The 16607-nt window shown below is 67.6% G+C and carries 20 protein-coding genes and 1 pseudogene; 6 read left to right on the plus strand and 15 right to left on the minus strand.

Annotation, left to right across the window (positions count from 1 at the left end; genetic code table 11):
• The first annotated feature begins 222 nt into the window (after positions 1-222).
• Both Q9R39_RS03085 and Q9R39_RS03090 read left to right on the plus strand, forming a co-directional pair.
• Positions 223-720, plus strand: coding sequence for a phosphoribosyltransferase (locus tag Q9R39_RS03085; RefSeq protein ID WP_311277082.1), 498 nt, complete (start codon positions 223-225; stop codon positions 718-720).
• Complete coding sequence (locus Q9R39_RS03090) at positions 717-1088, plus strand: GNAT family N-acetyltransferase (protein WP_311277083.1); 372 nt, start codon at positions 717-719, stop codon at positions 1086-1088. The genes Q9R39_RS03085 and Q9R39_RS03090 overlap by 4 nt, the downstream gene beginning before the upstream one ends.
• 24 nt (positions 1089-1112) lie before the next feature.
• Here Q9R39_RS03090 and Q9R39_RS03095 read toward each other — a convergent pair whose 3' ends face one another.
• The 15 genes from Q9R39_RS03095 to rpsJ all read right to left on the minus strand — a co-directional run bounded on the left by Q9R39_RS03095 (position 1113) and on the right by rpsJ (position 11371).
• Positions 1113-2213, minus strand: coding sequence for a hypothetical protein (locus tag Q9R39_RS03095; RefSeq protein WP_311277084.1), 1101 nt, complete (start codon positions 2211-2213; stop codon positions 1113-1115).
• Positions 2210-3439: an ATP-binding protein gene (locus tag Q9R39_RS03100; protein WP_311277085.1), complete on the minus strand. Its 1230-nt coding sequence runs from the start codon at positions 3437-3439 to the stop codon at positions 2210-2212. The genes Q9R39_RS03095 and Q9R39_RS03100 overlap by 4 nt, the downstream gene beginning before the upstream one ends.
• Positions 3423-4526: a hypothetical protein gene (locus tag Q9R39_RS03105; protein ID WP_311277086.1), complete on the minus strand. Its 1104-nt coding sequence runs from the start codon at positions 4524-4526 to the stop codon at positions 3423-3425. Before Q9R39_RS03105 ends, Q9R39_RS03100 begins: the two co-directional genes overlap by 17 nt.
• Complete coding sequence (locus Q9R39_RS03110; protein ID WP_311277087.1) at positions 4523-5812, minus strand: ATP-binding protein; 1290 nt, start codon at positions 5810-5812, stop codon at positions 4523-4525. The genes Q9R39_RS03105 and Q9R39_RS03110 overlap by 4 nt, the downstream gene beginning before the upstream one ends.
• A gap of 259 nt (positions 5813-6071) precedes the next feature.
• The gene (rpsQ, locus tag Q9R39_RS03115; protein WP_058252339.1) at positions 6072-6362 is read right to left on the minus strand and encodes a 30S ribosomal protein S17; all 291 of its coding nucleotides are present in this window, start codon (positions 6360-6362) and stop codon (positions 6072-6074) included.
• Entirely contained in the window at positions 6359-6592 is a 234-nt protein-coding gene (rpmC, locus tag Q9R39_RS03120) for a 50S ribosomal protein L29 (RefSeq protein WP_004020547.1), read from the minus strand. The genes rpsQ and rpmC overlap by 4 nt, the downstream gene beginning before the upstream one ends.
• Complete coding sequence (gene rplP, locus Q9R39_RS03125) at positions 6592-7008, minus strand: 50S ribosomal protein L16 (RefSeq protein ID WP_004020548.1); 417 nt, start codon at positions 7006-7008, stop codon at positions 6592-6594. The genes rpmC and rplP overlap by 1 nt, the downstream gene beginning before the upstream one ends.
• Before the next feature lie 3 nt (positions 7009-7011).
• Positions 7012-7818, minus strand: coding sequence for a 30S ribosomal protein S3 (gene rpsC / locus Q9R39_RS03130; RefSeq protein ID WP_004020549.1), 807 nt, complete (start codon positions 7816-7818; stop codon positions 7012-7014).
• A 2-nt stretch (positions 7819-7820) separates the two neighbouring features.
• Entirely contained in the window at positions 7821-8231 is a 411-nt protein-coding gene (gene rplV, locus Q9R39_RS03135) for a 50S ribosomal protein L22 (RefSeq protein WP_004020550.1), read from the minus strand.
• Positions 8231-8512 (minus strand): 30S ribosomal protein S19, encoded by a 282-nt coding sequence (gene rpsS / locus Q9R39_RS03140; protein ID WP_004020551.1) that lies wholly within the window; start codon positions 8510-8512, stop codon positions 8231-8233. The genes rplV and rpsS overlap by 1 nt, the downstream gene beginning before the upstream one ends.
• A gap of 17 nt (positions 8513-8529) precedes the next feature.
• Positions 8530-9366 (minus strand): 50S ribosomal protein L2, encoded by an 837-nt coding sequence (gene rplB, locus Q9R39_RS03145; protein ID WP_004020552.1) that lies wholly within the window; start codon positions 9364-9366, stop codon positions 8530-8532.
• 30 nt (positions 9367-9396) lie between these two features.
• Positions 9397-9702, minus strand: coding sequence for a 50S ribosomal protein L23 (rplW, locus tag Q9R39_RS03150; RefSeq protein WP_058252341.1), 306 nt, complete (start codon positions 9700-9702; stop codon positions 9397-9399).
• Position 9703: 1 nt separating this feature from the next.
• A complete protein-coding gene (gene rplD, locus Q9R39_RS03155) occupies positions 9704-10393 on the minus strand; it encodes a 50S ribosomal protein L4 (protein WP_058252342.1) in 690 nt (229 codons plus the stop codon).
• Entirely contained in the window at positions 10390-11046 is a 657-nt protein-coding gene (gene rplC, locus Q9R39_RS03160; RefSeq protein ID WP_311277088.1) for a 50S ribosomal protein L3, read from the minus strand. Before rplC ends, rplD begins: the two co-directional genes overlap by 4 nt.
• Positions 11047-11065: 19 nt before the next feature.
• Positions 11066-11371 carry a 30S ribosomal protein S10 gene (gene rpsJ, locus Q9R39_RS03165; RefSeq protein ID WP_003938093.1) on the minus strand — a complete coding sequence of 102 codons (306 nt, stop codon included), beginning with the start codon at positions 11369-11371 and terminating at the stop codon, positions 11066-11068.
• A 405-nt stretch (positions 11372-11776) separates the two neighbouring features.
• On the opposite strand from rpsJ, the gene Q9R39_RS03170 reads away from it, so the two are divergent.
• From Q9R39_RS03170 to Q9R39_RS03185, 4 genes and pseudogenes are all read left to right on the plus strand, one after another.
• Positions 11777-12253 carry a hotdog fold domain-containing protein gene (locus Q9R39_RS03170; RefSeq protein ID WP_078113110.1) on the plus strand — a complete coding sequence of 159 codons (477 nt, stop codon included), beginning with the start codon at positions 11777-11779 and terminating at the stop codon, positions 12251-12253.
• Between the two features lie 121 nt (positions 12254-12374).
• Complete coding sequence (locus Q9R39_RS03175; protein WP_065629644.1) at positions 12375-14174, plus strand: N-acetylglutaminylglutamine amidotransferase; 1800 nt, start codon at positions 12375-12377, stop codon at positions 14172-14174.
• On the plus strand, positions 14171-16084 hold the full coding sequence (locus Q9R39_RS03180; protein ID WP_311277091.1) for a prolyl oligopeptidase family serine peptidase: 1914 nt from the start codon (positions 14171-14173) through the stop codon (positions 16082-16084). Before Q9R39_RS03175 ends, Q9R39_RS03180 begins: the two co-directional genes overlap by 4 nt.
• Positions 16081-16572 (plus strand): annotated as a pseudogene (locus Q9R39_RS03185) (GntR family transcriptional regulator); the annotation flags it as partial. The gene Q9R39_RS03180 and the pseudogene Q9R39_RS03185, both read left to right, overlap by 4 nt.
• Positions 16573-16607: the final 35 nt, after the last annotated feature.

Genomic DNA, 16607 nt, shown 5'->3' on the forward strand with positions numbered 1-16607 from the left:
ATGTACACGCACATACGAGTGATAGAACGCGCCCGTAGATGTGGTCGCCGGCCCAACGAGACTGACCGGCCAATTGACGATCCCCGGGGTTGCATGACAGAGTTGCCACTCTCCGGTCAAATGACGTGCTTGCGTCGTCCTCACAGCGAGCGACGAACCTTCACTATCGTCGACGTCTGCTTCAATTGCTCACCGCCGCGCCCGCTCTGGAAGAGTGTCCCCATGACCACTCCATCTCCCGAGCGCGAAGTTCTCACCTGGGAGCTCAACGGCGTCGCCTGCCGTGAACTCGCCGAACAGGTGGCCGCCGACGCGTTCGTCCCGGACATCATCCTCGGCATCGCCCGCGGCGGCCTGATCCCGGCCGGCGCCCTCGCCTACGCCCTGGACTGCAAGCTGATGATCTCGTTGAACGTCGAGTTCTACACCGGCGTCGGCGAGACACTGTCCGAACCGGTGATGCTGCCCTCGCTCCTGGAGTCGAGCGGTCTGACCGATCAGCGGGTGCTCGTCGTCGACGACGTGGCCGACACCGGCAAGACCCTCAAACTGGTCAACGATTTCTGCCAGGAGCAGGGACGGGTCGCCGAGGTCCGCAACGCCGTGCTCTACAAGAAGCCGCACACCATCACGATCCCCGACTACAGCTGGCGGACGACCGACAAGTGGATCGACTTCCCCTGGTCCGTGCACGGCCCGATCGTGGCGGTGCAACGATGACCGCGGACAAGACCGGCGCCGAGACCACGGTCCGCGACAACCCCGCCGAACGCCGCTACGACATCCACGTCGACGCGCCCGGTGGTGAGGCACTGGCCGGCTTCGCCGAGTACCGCGACCGGGTCTCCGGGACCGACGACGCTCCGACGACCGAGCGGGTGTTCTTCCACACCGAGGTCGACCCGGCGTTCGGCGGACGCGGTCTCGCGACGATCCTGGTGCGCGAAGCCCTCGAAGACGCCCGCGCACGCAACCTCACGATCGTAGGCGTGTGCCCGCTGGTGGCTTCGTTCCTGAAGAAACACCCGGAATATGCCGACGCGACCGCTCCGGTGACGCCGGCCGTCCTCGAGTGGTTGCGCTCCTGATCCGGACTGGTCTGAATCTCGTCCTCACGTGCCCGAGACGCTCCGCACCACCTCGCCCTCTGCGGTCATCTCGATCCGACGCGTGCAGTCTCGCGACGAGACGACCACGGACGCCGCCACCGGTCGGCCCGGCGGCATGATCCGGGCTGTCACCCGCTCGTTGTCGGCAGCCAACTCGTCGAGCAACAGGCGCGCCATCCGATCGCGTGACGAAGCGCGGTCTTCTTCATCGAGCGATTGCAGCGCCCCGTCGTCGAGCAGGATCACCACCGCCCCGCGGGCTCGCGCCGCCCACACCGCATCCCGGATCGCGGGCGTGTCCCAGTCGGGTGCCCGGATGCCGTCGCGGAGCTGGGCCTCGAGCAGATGCATCTCGGCGATCTCCGACGACGAGAACTCTTCGTCCGCGGCGATGCGCTCCAGGACCGGGCGCGCACGCTGCTCGAAGTCCTCGAAATTGCGCCGGCGCTCGTCGGCGGCCGCCTCCGTCGATGCTGCGTCGAACGCCTCCCGGAGGGACCGGGCCCGCAGTTCGGCATTCTGATCGGCCATCGGCCGGAGGATGAGCAGGAACAGCGCCGACAGGACGAGAACCGGGTATGCCCACACGGTGATCGTCACGCCGGGAACGAAGCCGATGCCCCGGTCGAGACCCCACAGCCCGCACAGCACGCTCATCGCCACTGCGCCGGCCCACGCGATTCCCGGCTGCCCACGCACCGCGACGAGCGTCAGCACCACGATTCCTCCTGCGGTCGCCGGGCCGTTCTGCAGCGTCATGTACTGCTCGGCGGGCAGCGACCACCACGAAATCCCGGTCGCGGCGAGCACCGCGACGGCGGCCGCAACGGCCAACCGTCGATCACATCGGCCGTCCGGGAGTCGCACCACCCGTCGTGCCGTGACCACCAGCAGCCCGAATGCCACGATCAAGCCTGCCCATCGGAGGGGTGAGGTGATGTGCAGGCCGGTTCCGACGGTCACTGTCACGTACGCGACCGCGAATCCGACGAGCGCGACAAGCACTGCGCGGGATCGAAACCCGAAGAAGTCGTCGTCCTGACCGCCGGTCCCGGCGGCCGCGCAAGCAGTTGCTGCGGACGCCTGGATGCCTGCGCCGCTCATCTCGGCGACCATGAGAGCCTCACCACCGTCCCGCGGCCGGGAGCGCTGCGCACCTCCGCGTCGCCGCCGATCGCGCGCATTCGACCGATGAGTCCGGCGTCGATGCCGAAGCGCGACGAGTCGAGATGTCCGGGGTCGAACCCCACTCCGTCGTCGGCGACGCCCACCCAGAGCGCGTCGGCCGCGAGTTCACCACCGACGACCCGCTCCGCGTGGTCCCCGGCATGGCGCACGCTGTTACGCATCGCCTCCGACAGAGCGGCGAGCACGGCCTCGACGACCTCCGCTGGATAGGTCTGGCCGTTGTCGACGACGTGGACGGTGAATTCCACGTCGTCGTCGATCTGTGCGGTCGTCAGCCGGACTTTCCGGAGCAACTCTGTCGGGACGACGTCACCGCCCACATCGCGGTCGCCGCGACGCCAGGCGTCGATCTCGCCGAGAGCCTGTCGGGCCTGCTCGGCCACCCGCTGGTCCCGGGTCGACGGCCGCAGCGCGAGGAGGCAGGCGATCACATGATCGTGTATCAACGCGTCATAGCGGGAGCGTTCGGCTTCCCGTGCGACCGCCGACGCGGTCACCTCCGCCGCCCGCACCGCGGTGGAGCGCGTCTCCCCCAGCTTCTGAGCGGTTCGCATCGTCACAATCCCCACCGCCATGAACACCCCCGTCAGCCCGATGGTCAGGGCGGTACTCGTGTACATCGTCGCCCGGACACCACCGAACACGGCCAGCTGATTGGCGGTGTGCACCATCGCCGTCGCCACCACGAGATAGCCGATCGCCGAGCCGAACCGGAGCGCGATCACCAACGCGAGCCCGGGGACGCCGGGAAACTGCACCAGCCACACCGGCCACCGTCCGTACCCGCCCGCGGTGTCGGGGTTCCATGCGACGAACCACAATGCCGTCGCCAGGAGGTAACCGGCGGCGCTGCAGATGCCCGCCGGCAGTATCCATCCCGTCGTCGGACGGATACTACCGACGAGCAGTGCGATCGCGGGTCCGACGATGAGTGCTGCACTGAGCGGCGGCCACCACGAAGCCGTCAGCGAGGCCGAACCGATCAGAACCGGCAGCATCGCCGCGGAGTAGGCGATCACGCCCGCTCCGACGAAGCGAGCCGCATAGTGTTGTGCGCGTACCAGATCGGCGTTGGTCTCGATGGGTTCCGCGTCGGTGGCGGCGCCGTCGTCGACCCTCCGTGCGCTAGGCGTTCTCAGCACGTGCCTCGCGCCCGATTTCGGTGCGGACCAGCACACGGGGGTGGAACTCGACCCGGTGAGAGACGTGGCTCGCGTCCACTCCGACCGACGCGAGCGCGTCGCGACCCGGTGGTTGGATGCGTACCGTCACGCGGCCGTCCTCGACCTCGTCCAGCAGCTCGGCGACCGCGTTCGCCAGCCGTTCGCGCGCCACGGCCGCGTGCGCGTCGTCGAGCGCGGCCAGCCCGCCGTCGTCGAGCAGAACGACGCGCACACCCCGCTGACGCGCCCGCCACGCCGCGTCCCGGACCATCGGGAGGTCGAGCCCGGAGGCACGGATGCCGTCGCGTAACTGCGCCTCGAGCAGTCGGGCCGTGGCCACCTCGTCGGCGGTGAAGGTCTCGCGGCGCGCCATGCGTGTGAGGACGGGGCGTGCGCGTTCGTCGAGAGCGGCGAGACGTCGGTCCCGCACCTCGGTGGCCGCAGCGGCGGCGGCGTCGAGCGCCGCCTGGCCTTCGTTGGCCGCGCGTAGTTCGTAGATGTTGCGGGCCATCGGGCGCAGCATGACGGAGAACAGCGACCCCATGATCATGATCGCGTATCCCGGCAGGGTGATCGACAGTCCCCAGACCGCTCCCGCGGTCGAGACGGCACCCCACACGCCCGCGATGACGCTGATGCAACCGCTCGCGAGCCACGCCGCCAGGGGACGACCGCGCACCGCGACGAAGGCCAGGATGATCACCGAGGCCCCCATCGGGGGCCCGGTCTGCATCACGTGCGACGGCGGCGACGGCAACGAGAACAGCGTCACGGCCACGGCCGAGACGGTCATCGCGGCGATGACGGAGGTCGTCGACCCGGGCAGCGGATCACCGGGCGAATCGAGGATCGTCATCCCGGCCACGACGAACAACACGAAACCGGCGAACACCCCGGTCCACTGCCACCACCCGGTGATGGACGAGTCGGCATAGAGCGTCACGGCGAAGTAGCCGCATGCGAACGCGCCCATCATCAGCCACAGGGGCCGCGACCCGATGCCGAACGCATTGACGACCTCGCCGCGTTCGGTGTCGTCGACGCCGCGAGAACACTCTCGTCTCACGGCCGCTCCCATCGGATCTGGACCGTGGTCCCCCGCCCGGCGCGACTGTGCACCCGCGCGTGGCCACCGGGCAGCCTGGCGAGACGACCGCGGATGCTCACCGCGATTCCCAGCCGGCCGACCGCCACCGACTCCGGATCGAACCCGACGCCGTCATCGACGACCGCCATGCTCAGGGCGTCGGATGCCAACTGCACGATGACGGCGCATTCGGCATCGTCCCCGGCGTGGCGCAGCACGTTCCGCAACGACTCCGACATCGCCTCGACGACCGCATCGAGGACCTCGACGGGATACGAGGCCCGCTCGGCACGCGGAACGTCCATGCGGTCCTGGTCACCGGGGTCCTGGCCATCGGTGCTCTGGCCACCCACGACCTCCACGTCGAATCGTTCGGAGATGTCGGCGGCGGCCGACCTGATGCGCCGGACCACCTCGACATCCGTCACGGTGTCCGCATCCCCGGGTCCCGGCACCCGGGCGAGTTCGTCGAGGGCCGACGCGGCCTGGGCGGCGAGCCGCTCGTCGGGACGCCCCGGCCGGACGGCCAGGAGTGAGGCGATGACCCGGTCGTGCACGATGGCGTCGAACCGCTCTTTCTCCACCTCGCGGGCCGACGCCGCGGCCACGTTGGCCGCGGTGCGGTAGGTCTCCTCACGCGTCTCGTCGAGCTCACGGCCGGTGCGGGTCGCGACCAGCACGACCGCGAGGAAGACACCGGTGAACACCAGCGACCACAGGATCTCCACGGGCGCATCGGAAGTCACCTCACCGAATCGGCCGAGCTGCTGGGAGATGTGCGCGAGGGTCGACGACACGAGCAGACCCGCCACCGCGAGACGCGGCCGCACGAGCATTAGCACCATGCTCGGCATACCGCAGAAGGCGACCATCCACTGCGCCGAGTCGTCGGGATTCGTCAGGGTCGTCCCGTTCCAGGCCACGAACCACAGACCCAGGCCGAGGATGTACCCGGCCCAGGTCGTCAGGGCGAGCGGGGTGAGCCACGCCGTGCCCGGTCGAAAGGTCGCCGCGATCAACAGGATTCCCGGTCCGACCGACAGCAGGATGCTCAGCGGTGGCCACCAGGCGTCGGTCAGCGGCGCCGAGGCGAGGATCGACGCCGCGGAGACCACGGGGTAACCGATGAAACCCAGGCCCAGGAAGCGGGCGCCCACCCGGCGGACGCGGTCCAGATCCGGCTCCGCCGAATCCGATTCGAATGCGCGCCGCACCCACGCGGGTCGTGCGGGGGTGTCGCCGCTCGCGAGATCGGTGGTGGGCATCGCGTCTCAGCCTCACACCGTCCGGCTCGACCGGTCAATCCCCTGTTGAGACCAACCCTTCGTGACGCTCCTCCGCAAGCTCCGGAGCTCCTCAGGGATCGGAAAGCAACACGTCCTCCGCAAGCTCCGGAGCTCCTCAGGGATCGGAAAGCAACACGTCCTCCGCAAGCTCCGGAGCTCCTCAGGGATCGGATACACCAAACCGGCCCGCTCCCTGTGGGGAACGGGCCGGTGACGGTAGAACTCGTTGGGAGAGGGCTTACTTGGCCTTCTCCAGCACCTCGACGAGACGCCAGTGCTTGGTCGCCGACAGCGGGCGGGTCTCCATGATCCGCACGCGGTCACCGACGCCGGCATCGCCGTTCTCGTCGTGGGCCTTGACCTTGCTCGTGGTCCGGATGATCTTGCCGTAGAGCGGGTGGCTCTTACGATCTTCCAGCTCGACCACGATGGTCTTCTGCATCTTGTCGCTGACCACGTAGCCGATGCGCTCCTTGCGGCGTGCGCGCACCTCGGTCTGGGTTTCGGTCACCTTCTGGTCCTCACTCATGCGTCATCACCATCCGGTCCGGACGCCAGGCCCAGCTCCCGTTCGCGCATCACGGTGTAGATACGCGCGATCTCGCGACGCACGGTCCGCAGGCGACGGTTGTTGTCGAGCTGGCCGGTGGCCATCTGGAACCGAAGGTTGAACAGTTCTTCCTTCGACTCTTTCAGGCGATCGACCAGATCAGCGTCGTTGAGCTCACGAAGCTCGTTCGCAGCAACTCCGAGTGCCATCAGAACTGCTCCTCTCTGGTCACGATCCTGGTCTTGATGGGGAGCTTGTGCTGCGCGCGACGCAGGGCCTCGCGAGCGATCTCCTCATTCGGGTAGGTCATCTCGAACAGCACGCGACCCGGCTTGACCGGGGCGACCCACCACTCGGGCGAACCCTTACCCGAACCCATGCGGGTCTCGGCCGGCTTCTTGGTCAGCGGGCGGTCCGGGAAGATGTTGATCCAGACCTTGCCGCCACGCTTGATGTGCCGGTTGATCGCGATACGAGCGGACTCGATCTGACGGTTGGTGATGTACGCGCCTTCCAGAGCCTGGATGCCGTAATCGCCGAACGTCACCTTGGTGCCGCCCTTGGCCTGCCCCTTGAGGCTGGGGTGGTGCTGCTTGCGGTGCTTGACCCGACGTGGGATCAACATGGCCTAGCCCTCCTGCTTCTCAGCCGCACCAGCGGTGGCCTCGGCGGGAGCGGCTTCGGCCGCGCGAGCGGCGTCGGTGCTCGTCGCAGTGGTGCCCGAGGCACCGCTACGCCGGGGCCGGCTGGGCCGGCGCGGACGGCGATCCTCGGCTGCCGGAGCGGCCGCGGCCAGCTCACGACGTCCACCGACGATGTCGCCCTTGTAGATCCACACCTTCACGCCGATCCGGCCGAAGGTGGTCTTGGCTTCGTAGAGTCCGTAGTCGATGTCGGCGCGCAGCGTGTGCAGCGGCACGCGACCCTCGCGGTAGAACTCGCTGCGGCTCATCTCAGCGCCGCCCAGACGACCCGAGCACTGGACCCGGATGCCCTTCACGTTCGGCTGACGCATCGCCGACTGGATCGCCTTGCGCATCGCGCGGCGGAACGCCACGCGGTTGCTCAGCTGCTCGGCGACGCCCTGGGCCACCAGCTGGGCCTCGGACTCGGCGTTCTTGACCTCGAGGATGTTCAGCTGGACCTGCTTACCGGTCAGCTTCTCCAGGTCGCCGCGGATGCGATCGGCCTCGGCGCCGCGGCGACCGATGACGATGCCCGGACGCGCGGTGTGGATGTCGACGCGAACCCGGTCACGGGTGCGCTCGATCTCCACCTTGGCGATGCCGGCCCGCTCGAGCCCCGTGGAGAGGAGCTTGCGGATGGCGACATCCTCTTTGACGTAGTCCGCGTACTGCTTGTCGGCGTACCACCGCGACTTCCAGTCGGTGGTGATGCCCAGACGGAAGCCGTGCGGGTTGATTTTCTGGCCCACTACTAGGCTCCCTTCTTCTTCGGCTGACGCGAACGGCCACGGCCGCCGGCTGCCTTCTCCGGCAGGCTCTCCACGACCACGGTGATATGGCTGGTGCGCTTGCGGATACGGAACGCACGACCCTGCGCGCGCGGCTGGAAGCGCTTGAGGGTCGGGCCCTCGTCGGCGAACGCGGTGGCGACGACCAGGGTCCGGCGATCCAGATCCAGGTTGTTCTCCGCGTTGGCCACGGCACTCGCCAGGACCTTGTACACGGGCTCGGAGGCCGACTGCGGTGCGAACCGCAGGATGTCGAGGGCCTCGTCCACGTTCTTGCCGCGGACCAGGTCCAGGACACGACGCGCCTTCATCGGCGTGACGCGCACGAACTTGGCGGTCGCCTTTGCTGTCGGATTATCGGTCTGCGTAGTCATTACCGGCGCTTCGCTTTCCGGTCATCCTTGATGTGACCCTTGAAGGTACGGGTGGGGGCGAACTCGCCCAGCTTGTGCCCGACCATCGAATCCGAGATGAACACCGGCACGTGCTTGCGGCCGTCGTGGACGGCAAAGGTGTGACCGATGAAGTCGGGAATGATGGTCGAACGACGGGACCAGGTCTTGATGACCTGCTTGGTGCCCTTCTCGTTCTGGACATCCACCTTCTTCAGGAGGTGGTCGTCGACGAACGGGCCCTTCTTGAGGCTGCGTGGCATTCTCTTACCTCCTCCTGTTATCGCTTGTTCTTGCCGGTACGACGGCGGCGGACGATCAGCTTGTCGCTGGCTTTGTTCTTGCGGGTACGTCCCTCGGGCTTGCCCCACGGGCTGACCGGGTGGCGACCACCGGAGGTCTTGCCCTCACCACCACCGTGCGGGTGGTCGACCGGGTTCATGACGACACCACGGACGGTCGGGCGCTTGCCCTTCCAGCGCATACGGCCGGCCTTGCCCCAGTTGATGTTGCTCTGCTCGGCGTTGCCCACCTCGCCGACGGTGGCGCGGCAGCGCACGTCGACGCGACGGATCTCGCCGGAGGGCATACGCAGGGTGGCGTAGGTGCCTTCCTTGCCCAGCAGCTGGATCGACGATCCCGCGCTGCGGGCCATCTTCGCGCCGCCACCCGGACGCAGCTCCACGGCGTGGACCTGGGTACCGGTCGGGATGTTGCGCAGCGGCAGGTTGTTGCCGGGCTTGATGTCGGCGGTCGAGCCGCTCTCGACGACGTCACCCTGCTTCAGGCCCTTGGGCGCGATGATGTAGCGCTTCTCGCCGTCGACGTAGTGCAGCAACGCGATCCGCGCGGTGCGGTTCGGGTCGTACTCGATGTGAGCGACCTTGGCGTTGATGCCGTCCTTGTCGTTGCGACGGAAGTCGATCAGACGGTAGGCGCGCTTGTGGCCGCCACCCTTGTGACGAGTGGTGATGCGGCCGTGAGCGTTTCGGCCACCACGCCCGTGCAGCGGACGCACCAGCGACTTCTCCGGGTGGTCACGGGTGACCTCGGCGAAGTCGGAGCCGCTGGCCCCACGACGACCCGGGGTCGTCGGCTTGTACTTACGAATAGCCATGAGTCTCTAGTCCTTCTCTGGGCGCCCCGGTCAGCTGACCGAGCCCCCGAAGATCTCGATGGGCTTGCTGTCTGCGGTCAGCGACACGATGGCGCGCTTGGTGGACTTGCGCTGGCCGTAGCCGGTGCGGGTCCGCTTGCGCTTGCCCTGTCGGTTCGCGGTGTTGACGCTGGCAACGCTGACACCGAAGATCTTCTCGATCGCGATCTTGATCTCGGTCTTGTTGGACTCCGGGTGCACCAGGAAGGTGTACACGTTGTCCTCCATGAGCCCGTAGGACTTCTCCGAGATCACGGGCGCCAGGATGATGTCGCGCGGGTCGGCAACGGTCGCCATGTCAGGCCTCCTCTGCTGTCTTCTCGACGGCAGCCTTGGCATCCGCCGTGTTCTGCTCGATGAAGGCATTGAGCGTCTCGACGCTGAACACCACCTCGTCCGAATCCAGGACGTCGTAGGTGTTGAGCTGATCCGGCGCGATCGGCAGCACGTTCTGCAGGTTCGCGACACTCAGCCACGCCGTCAGGTCCTCGCGGCCGAGGACGACCAGGAACTTGCGGCGATCGGAGAGGCTCTCCAGGAACTGACGCGCCGACTTGGTCGAGGGCTTCTGCCCGGAGACCAGTTCGGTGATCACGTGGATGCGCTCGTTACGAGCGCGGTCGCTCAGCGCACCGCGCAGTGCGGCCGCCTTCATCTTCTTGGGGGTGCGCTGGCTGTAGTCGCGCGGCTGCGGGCCGTGGACGGTGCCACCGCCGGCGAACTGCGGCGCGCGGGTCGAACCCTGACGCGCACGGCCGGTGCCCTTCTGGCGGTACGGCTTGGCGCCACCGCCGCGGACCTCGCCGCGGGTCTTGGTGGAGTGCGTGCCCTGGCGTGCCGCGGCCTGCTGGGCCACGACGACCTGGTGCATCAGCGCGATGTTGGCCGGGGCGTCGAAGAGCGCGGCGGGCAGGTCAACGGTTCCGTTGGTCTTGCCGTCGGCGGTCTTGACGTCCAGCGTAAGCTTGGTAGCCGTCTCGGTGCTCACTTGGCACCACCCTTCACTGCGTCGCGAACCATCACGATGCCGCCCTTGCGACCCGGGATCGCTCCCTTGATCAGCAGGAGACCGGCCTCGGCGTCCACCTTGTGGACGGTGAGGTTCTGCGTGGTCACCTTGTCGTTACCCATGCGGCCTGCCATGCGCATGCCCTTGAACACGCGACCCGGGGTGGCGCAGCCACCGATCGAACCCGGAGCGCGGTGAACGCGGTGGGCACCGTGGCTGGCGCCCAGACCGGCGAAGCCGTGGCGCTTCATGACGCCGGCGAAGCCCTTGCCCTTGGAGGTGCCGGTGACATCGACCAGCGCGCCGTCGGCGAAGATCTCGGCGGTCAGTTCCTGACCGACCTCGAACTCGGCGACGTCGTTGACGCGGATCTCGGCCAGGTGGCGGCGCGGGGTGACCCCGGCCTTGCCGAACTGACCGGCGACAGGCTTGGTCACCTTGCGGGGATCGACGGCGCCGTAGGCGAGCTGGACGGCGGTGTAGCCGTCACGGTCCGCGGTGCGGAGCTGGGTGATCACGTTCGGGCCGGCCTGGATGACAGTCACCGGGACGACGCGGTTGTCCTCGTCGAAGACCTGGGTCATGCCGAGCTTGGTGCCCAGGATGCCCTTGGTCGAACTCTGATTGCTCATGTGTTATCTCGCCCCCGTCCTACTGGATGTTGACGTCGACGCTGGCCGGCAGGTCGATGCGCATGAGCGCGTCGACCGTCTTCGGTGTCGGGTCGAGGATGTCGATGAGTCGCTTGTGGGTACGCATCTCGAAGTGTTCGCGGCTGTCCTTGTACTTGTGCGGCGAACGGATGACGCAGTACACGTTCTTCTCGGTGGGCAATGGCACCGGGCCGACGACGCGTGCCCCGGTACGGGTCACGGTCTCCACGATCTTGCGCGCCGAAGCGTCGATCGCCTCGTGGTCGTAGGCCTTGAGCCTGATGCGGATCTTTTGTCCCGCCACGCTGTGTCCTCTTCCGTCAGTTGTTCTCGACAGACAAACACCGCGTGATCTGGACCGACCTCTCGCCGGCTGAGCACATGACCACCGTGTGAGATACGGCAATCGACGCTGTTCATCTGTCGTTGTACGTTGGCTCGCACCTGGTACGAGCCGGTTTGCTCCGGCACCCGCGGTCGGGCGTGTCGGGACCGTGAACCGATATCGGGGCACGCGTTACACGCCCAGTCCCCGTAGACCGGGCCTGGGAGTCATTCACCTGATCGCGACCGCGGGTCTGGCACATGGCACAACCTGCGTCCGCCGGTCAAGGCAACCCGAACAGTATGCATCAGGTCGGGAGCTCGATCAAATCAGCGCCGGCGACCGTCGGCAGAACCTTACCTGACCGATGAGTAAGATGCCGCCATGAGTTCCACGAACCCCACCTTCGCCCTGCGTAAGAAGCTGCCCGCCACTCCGCTGGGCAACGTCCTCTTCTCACTCGGCATGGTCGCGAAGGTCCCGTACTTCGGCACCGTCCTGCCTCTCGTGCAGGAGATGGAGCCCGGCTACTGCAAGGTCACCGCACCCAACTGGTTCGGCGTCCACAACCACATCGGCACCTTCCACGCGATCGCGGCGTGCAACCTCGCCGAGGCCGCGATGGGGATGCTGATGGAGGCCACCACGCCCACCACCCACCGTTGGATTCCCAAGGCGATGCAGACCAGCTATCTGACGAAGGCCACAACGCGCCTGACCGCCGAGGCGCGACTGGCCGACCCCGTCGACTTCGACGCGATCACCACCGGCACCGACGTCACCGTGTCGGTGAGCATCGTCGACACCGAGGGCGTCGAGGTCGTGCACTGCGACATCACCACCTGGGTGACGCCGAAGTAGTCGCCCCGCCCGGGGTGCCGTCCCGACCGGCTGCTCCTAGGGTGGGAGGATGCCTCCGCCCGGGGCACCAGGGCACCAGCGGCACCGGAGTACGACAGCTAACGAGGAGGACCACCGACCCATGTGCGGAATCTGCGGCGAGATCCGGTTCGACGGGACGGCTCCGGATGTCTCGGCGGTCGACGCCATGACCTGCGAGATGACGCGTCGCGGCCCTGACGGCTCGGGCGTCTTCTCGAAAGGCGCTGTGGCGCTCGGTCATCGGCGCCTGAAGATCATCGACCTGACCGAAAAGGGCAGTCAGCCGATGATCGACCCGGCACTCGGCCTGGCGTTGGTCTTCAACGGCTGCATCTACAACCACCATGAACTGCGCGCCGAACTCGAGGGCAAGGGCTACACGTTCTTCTCCCACGCCGACAGCGAGGTCATCCTCAAGGCGTTCCATGCCTGGGGCCCCGACTGCGTCGACCATTTCATGGGCATGTTCGCGTTCGCCGTCGTCGACACCGACACCGGCGTGGTCACCCTCGGACGGGACCGGCTCGGCATCAAGCCGCTCTATCTCGCCGACACCCCCGGTCGACTCCGGTTCGCCTCGTCGGTGCAGGCGCTCCTGCGCGCCGGCGACGTCGACACCTCGATCGATCGGGTGGCGTTGCACCACTACTTCAGCTTCCATGCCGTCGTCCCGGCACCCCACACCATCTACAACGGCATCCGGAAGCTGCCGCCGGCCACCGTCATGACCATCCAGCCCGACGGACGCCGCACCGAGCGCCGTTACTGGGAACCGGCTTTCGAACCGCATCCCGACCGCCGGGACTGGGACGAGAAGCGATGGCAGCACGAGCTGCTCGACTCGCTGCGGACCTCCGTGCGCAGGCGGATGGTCGCCGACGTCCCGGTCGGCGTGCTGCTGTCCGGGGGCGTCGACTCCTCGCTGGTGGTCGCGCTGCTCGCCGAGCAGGGTCAGACCGACCTCGCGACCTTCAGCATCGGATTCGATTCCGCGGCCGGGGAATCGGGGGACGAGTACGCCTACTCCGACCTCATCGCCGACACCTTCGGTACCGACCACCACAAGATCCACATCGGGACCGACCGGTTGCTGCCCGCTATCCCGGACACGGTCGCGGCGATGGGCGAACCGATGGTCAGTCACGACTGCGTCGCGTTCTATCTCCTCTCGCAGGAGGTCAGCAAGTCCATCAAGGTGGTCCAGTCCGGTCAGGGCGCCGACGAGATCCTCGGCGGGTACAGCTGGTATCCCCCACTGCTGGACGTGACCCGGGAGAAGACGACGCGCGCGTACGCCGACGTGTTCTTCGACCGCGACGATGTCGACATCCGCGGCATCCTCGCCGACGACTACCTCACCGAGGCCGGTTACGACCCCAGCTTCGAATTCGCCTGGGCCCACCAGTCCGCACCGGGCGCGGCCACCGCCGTCGACGCCGCCCTCCGCCTGGACACGACCGTCATGCTCGTCGACGACCCGGTCAAACGCGTCGACACCATGACGATGGCCTGGGGTCTGGAGGCCCGCGTCCCGTTCCTCGACCACGAGTTCGTCGAACTGGCCGCCACGTGTCCCCCCGATCTCAAGCTGGCGCACGGCGGCAAGGGTGTCCTCAAGGAGGCGAGCCGGGCGCTGCTGCCGTCGGCGGTCATCGATCGCACGAAGGGGTACTTCCCGGTGCCGGGTATCCGCCATCTGACCGGCGGTGTCCTCGATCTCGTGTCGGACACCCTGCGGTCGAAGGCGGCCCGCGATCGCGGCCTGTACCGTCCCGCGGCCCTCGACCGACTGTTCGCCGACCCCAACGGAATCCGCACGAGACTCGACGGGAACGAGCTGTGGCAGGTCGCGCTGCTGGAGATGTGGTTGCAGACGATGGAAGCGAACGCCCGACGGTGACCGCTCTGCGTTTCGACGACCGCGGCTGGAAGACCTACGGCGCCTCGCTCTCCCCCGACGGGAGTGCCTTCGCCTACATCGTCGACGAGGGCACCGGTTATCCGCGGGCCGCTCAGCGATCGCTCTCGCGGGACGGCGTCGGCGAGTTGCGCTGGGTTCAGCTCCGGTCGACCGGTCCGGTCCGAAAGGTGGTGCACTCCAGCGACGGTCGCTGGCTGGCGGTGGAGATCGCCCCGAGCGGCGGTGAGCACCACCAGGTGTGGGTGGTCACCACCGATCCCGACGACGACACCGCCCACCGCATCGCGGCGACTCGCCCCGACGGCCGCTCGTTCGGCACCGTGGGACTCGTCGGGTGGGACACCGACTGGGTCCTGATCACCGCCATCGACCAGGACGGCACGTCCTTCGCACTACGTGTCCATCCCGGCACCGCGACGACACTCACCCTGGACCAGCGCGTCGGCGGTGTGCTGATCGACTCGTGGAAGGGCGCCACCCTCGTCCGGGTCGGCCCGCGCGGCTACCACGACATGTTGCTCCTGCGCCGCCGACCCGAGTCGGGCGACGACGAGATCTCGATGACGCCGCTGCTCCCGCAGGACCCCGGCGCGGTGACCGACCAGGGCTACGTCCTCGACCAGGGTTTCGACCACTCCTCCCTGGTCTTCGTGCCCGCCCCGAACGAACCGACCCGCGACCTCGACAGCGTCCAGGCCTTGGTGCGCAGCGACTTCGACGCCAAGTTCCCGCGCCTCCTCGGCGTCGAGGTCAGCAGATTCGGTGTGCGGTTCCGGGTGATGGCCCAGCGGGTCGACATCGGACTCGACGAGTTTGCGGTCAGCCACGACCAGTCGACCGTCGCGCTCCTGTGGAATGTGCACGGCCGGAGCGAGTTGCAGATCATGACTCTGCCCGATCAGACCTTGCACCCGCCCATCGACCTTCCCGGCGAGGTGGCCTCCGACCTCTCGATCAGTGCGGCGGGGTCGGTGGTGACCGTGACGGTGTCGAGTCCGCAACACTCACCCCTCGTCCATCTCGTCGATGTCGCCAATCGTGTCGTCCACCCCGTCCGTGACGACGTCGTCACCGGCGAGGGGCCGTCCTGCACGCTCCGGCCCGAACTCGTGGAGTTCTCCGCACGAGACGGTATGCCGTTGTCCGGCTTTCTGTTCCGCGCGAGTCGCACCACCGGCGCCGGTGCGCCCGGTCCCACCCTGCTCTATTTCCACGGCGGACCCGAGGGACAGTCGCGACCTGATTACCAGTTCCTCTTCGGCCCCCTCGTCGACGCCGGAATCACGGTCTTCGCGGCGAACGTCCGCGGATCGTCGGGATACGGTCGGCTGTTCGCACATGCCGACGACCGGTACGGGCGATACGCGGGGATCGACGACGCCGCGGATTGCGCGGAGTACCTGTGCCGTCAGGGGATCGCCGACCCGGATGCCGTGTACTGCTCCGGCCGCTCGTACGGCGGATACCTGACCCTGGCATGCCTGACGTTCCACCCCGAACTGTTCGCCGCCGGGATCGCGATCTGCGGCATGAGCGACCTCGAGTCGTTCTTCCGCAACACCGAACCGTGGATCGCGGTCGCCGCCTACACGAAGTACGGACATCCCGAGTCCGACCGCGAACTCCTCGCCGACCTCTCACCGCTCCACCGCATCGACGCCGTCCGCGCGCCGCTGCTCGTCGTGCACGGGGCACACGACACCAACGTGCCGGTCAGCGAGTCGCAGCAGATCGTCGCCGAACTCCAGGCACGCGGAGCCGTGGCCGAGATGCTCATGTTCGACGACGAGGGTCACGAGATCGTCAAGCGGCACAACCAACATCGACTCACCGAGGCGGTGGCCGACTGGATCGCACGCCACCCGTCCCGCCCCGGGCCGCCGCGGTGAACCGACGCCTCACCGACCGGTTGCTCGACCAACTGGCCGAGACCCGCACCGGCAACGCGCGCGCGAACGTACTCGAGGAACTGCGTCGACTGATCTTGTCCGGTGGTGCGCCACCCGGCACCCAGATTCCGCCAGGCGAGATCGCCGAAGTCTTCGACGTCAGCCCGATCCCCGTTCGGGAGGCGCTCAAGACGCTCATCGGGGAAGGTCTCGTGGTGCACCGCCCGGGTTTTGGCTACCGAGTGAGTCAGCTCTCCACCGAGGAGTTGCGCGAGATCTATTTCGTCCGAGGGACTCTGGAGCAGGCCGCGCTCGCCCGGTCGGTCGACCTGATCGACGAGTCCTCGCTGACGACCGCACGAGCGTGCCACGCCGAGCTCCTCGTGGCGGTCGAGTACAACGACGGCAAAGCCTTTCACGACATCTCCCGCGAGTTCCACCGCGCACTCACGGGGCCGTGCGCGATGCCGCGGGTGCTCAACATGTTCGTGTGAGATCCACGTGTAAACCCGATTTGTCCAAG

The organism is Gordonia sp. AC31 (assembly GCF_031844505.1).
GTDB classification, from domain to species: Bacteria; Actinomycetota; Actinomycetes; order Mycobacteriales; family Mycobacteriaceae; genus Gordonia; species Gordonia hongkongensis.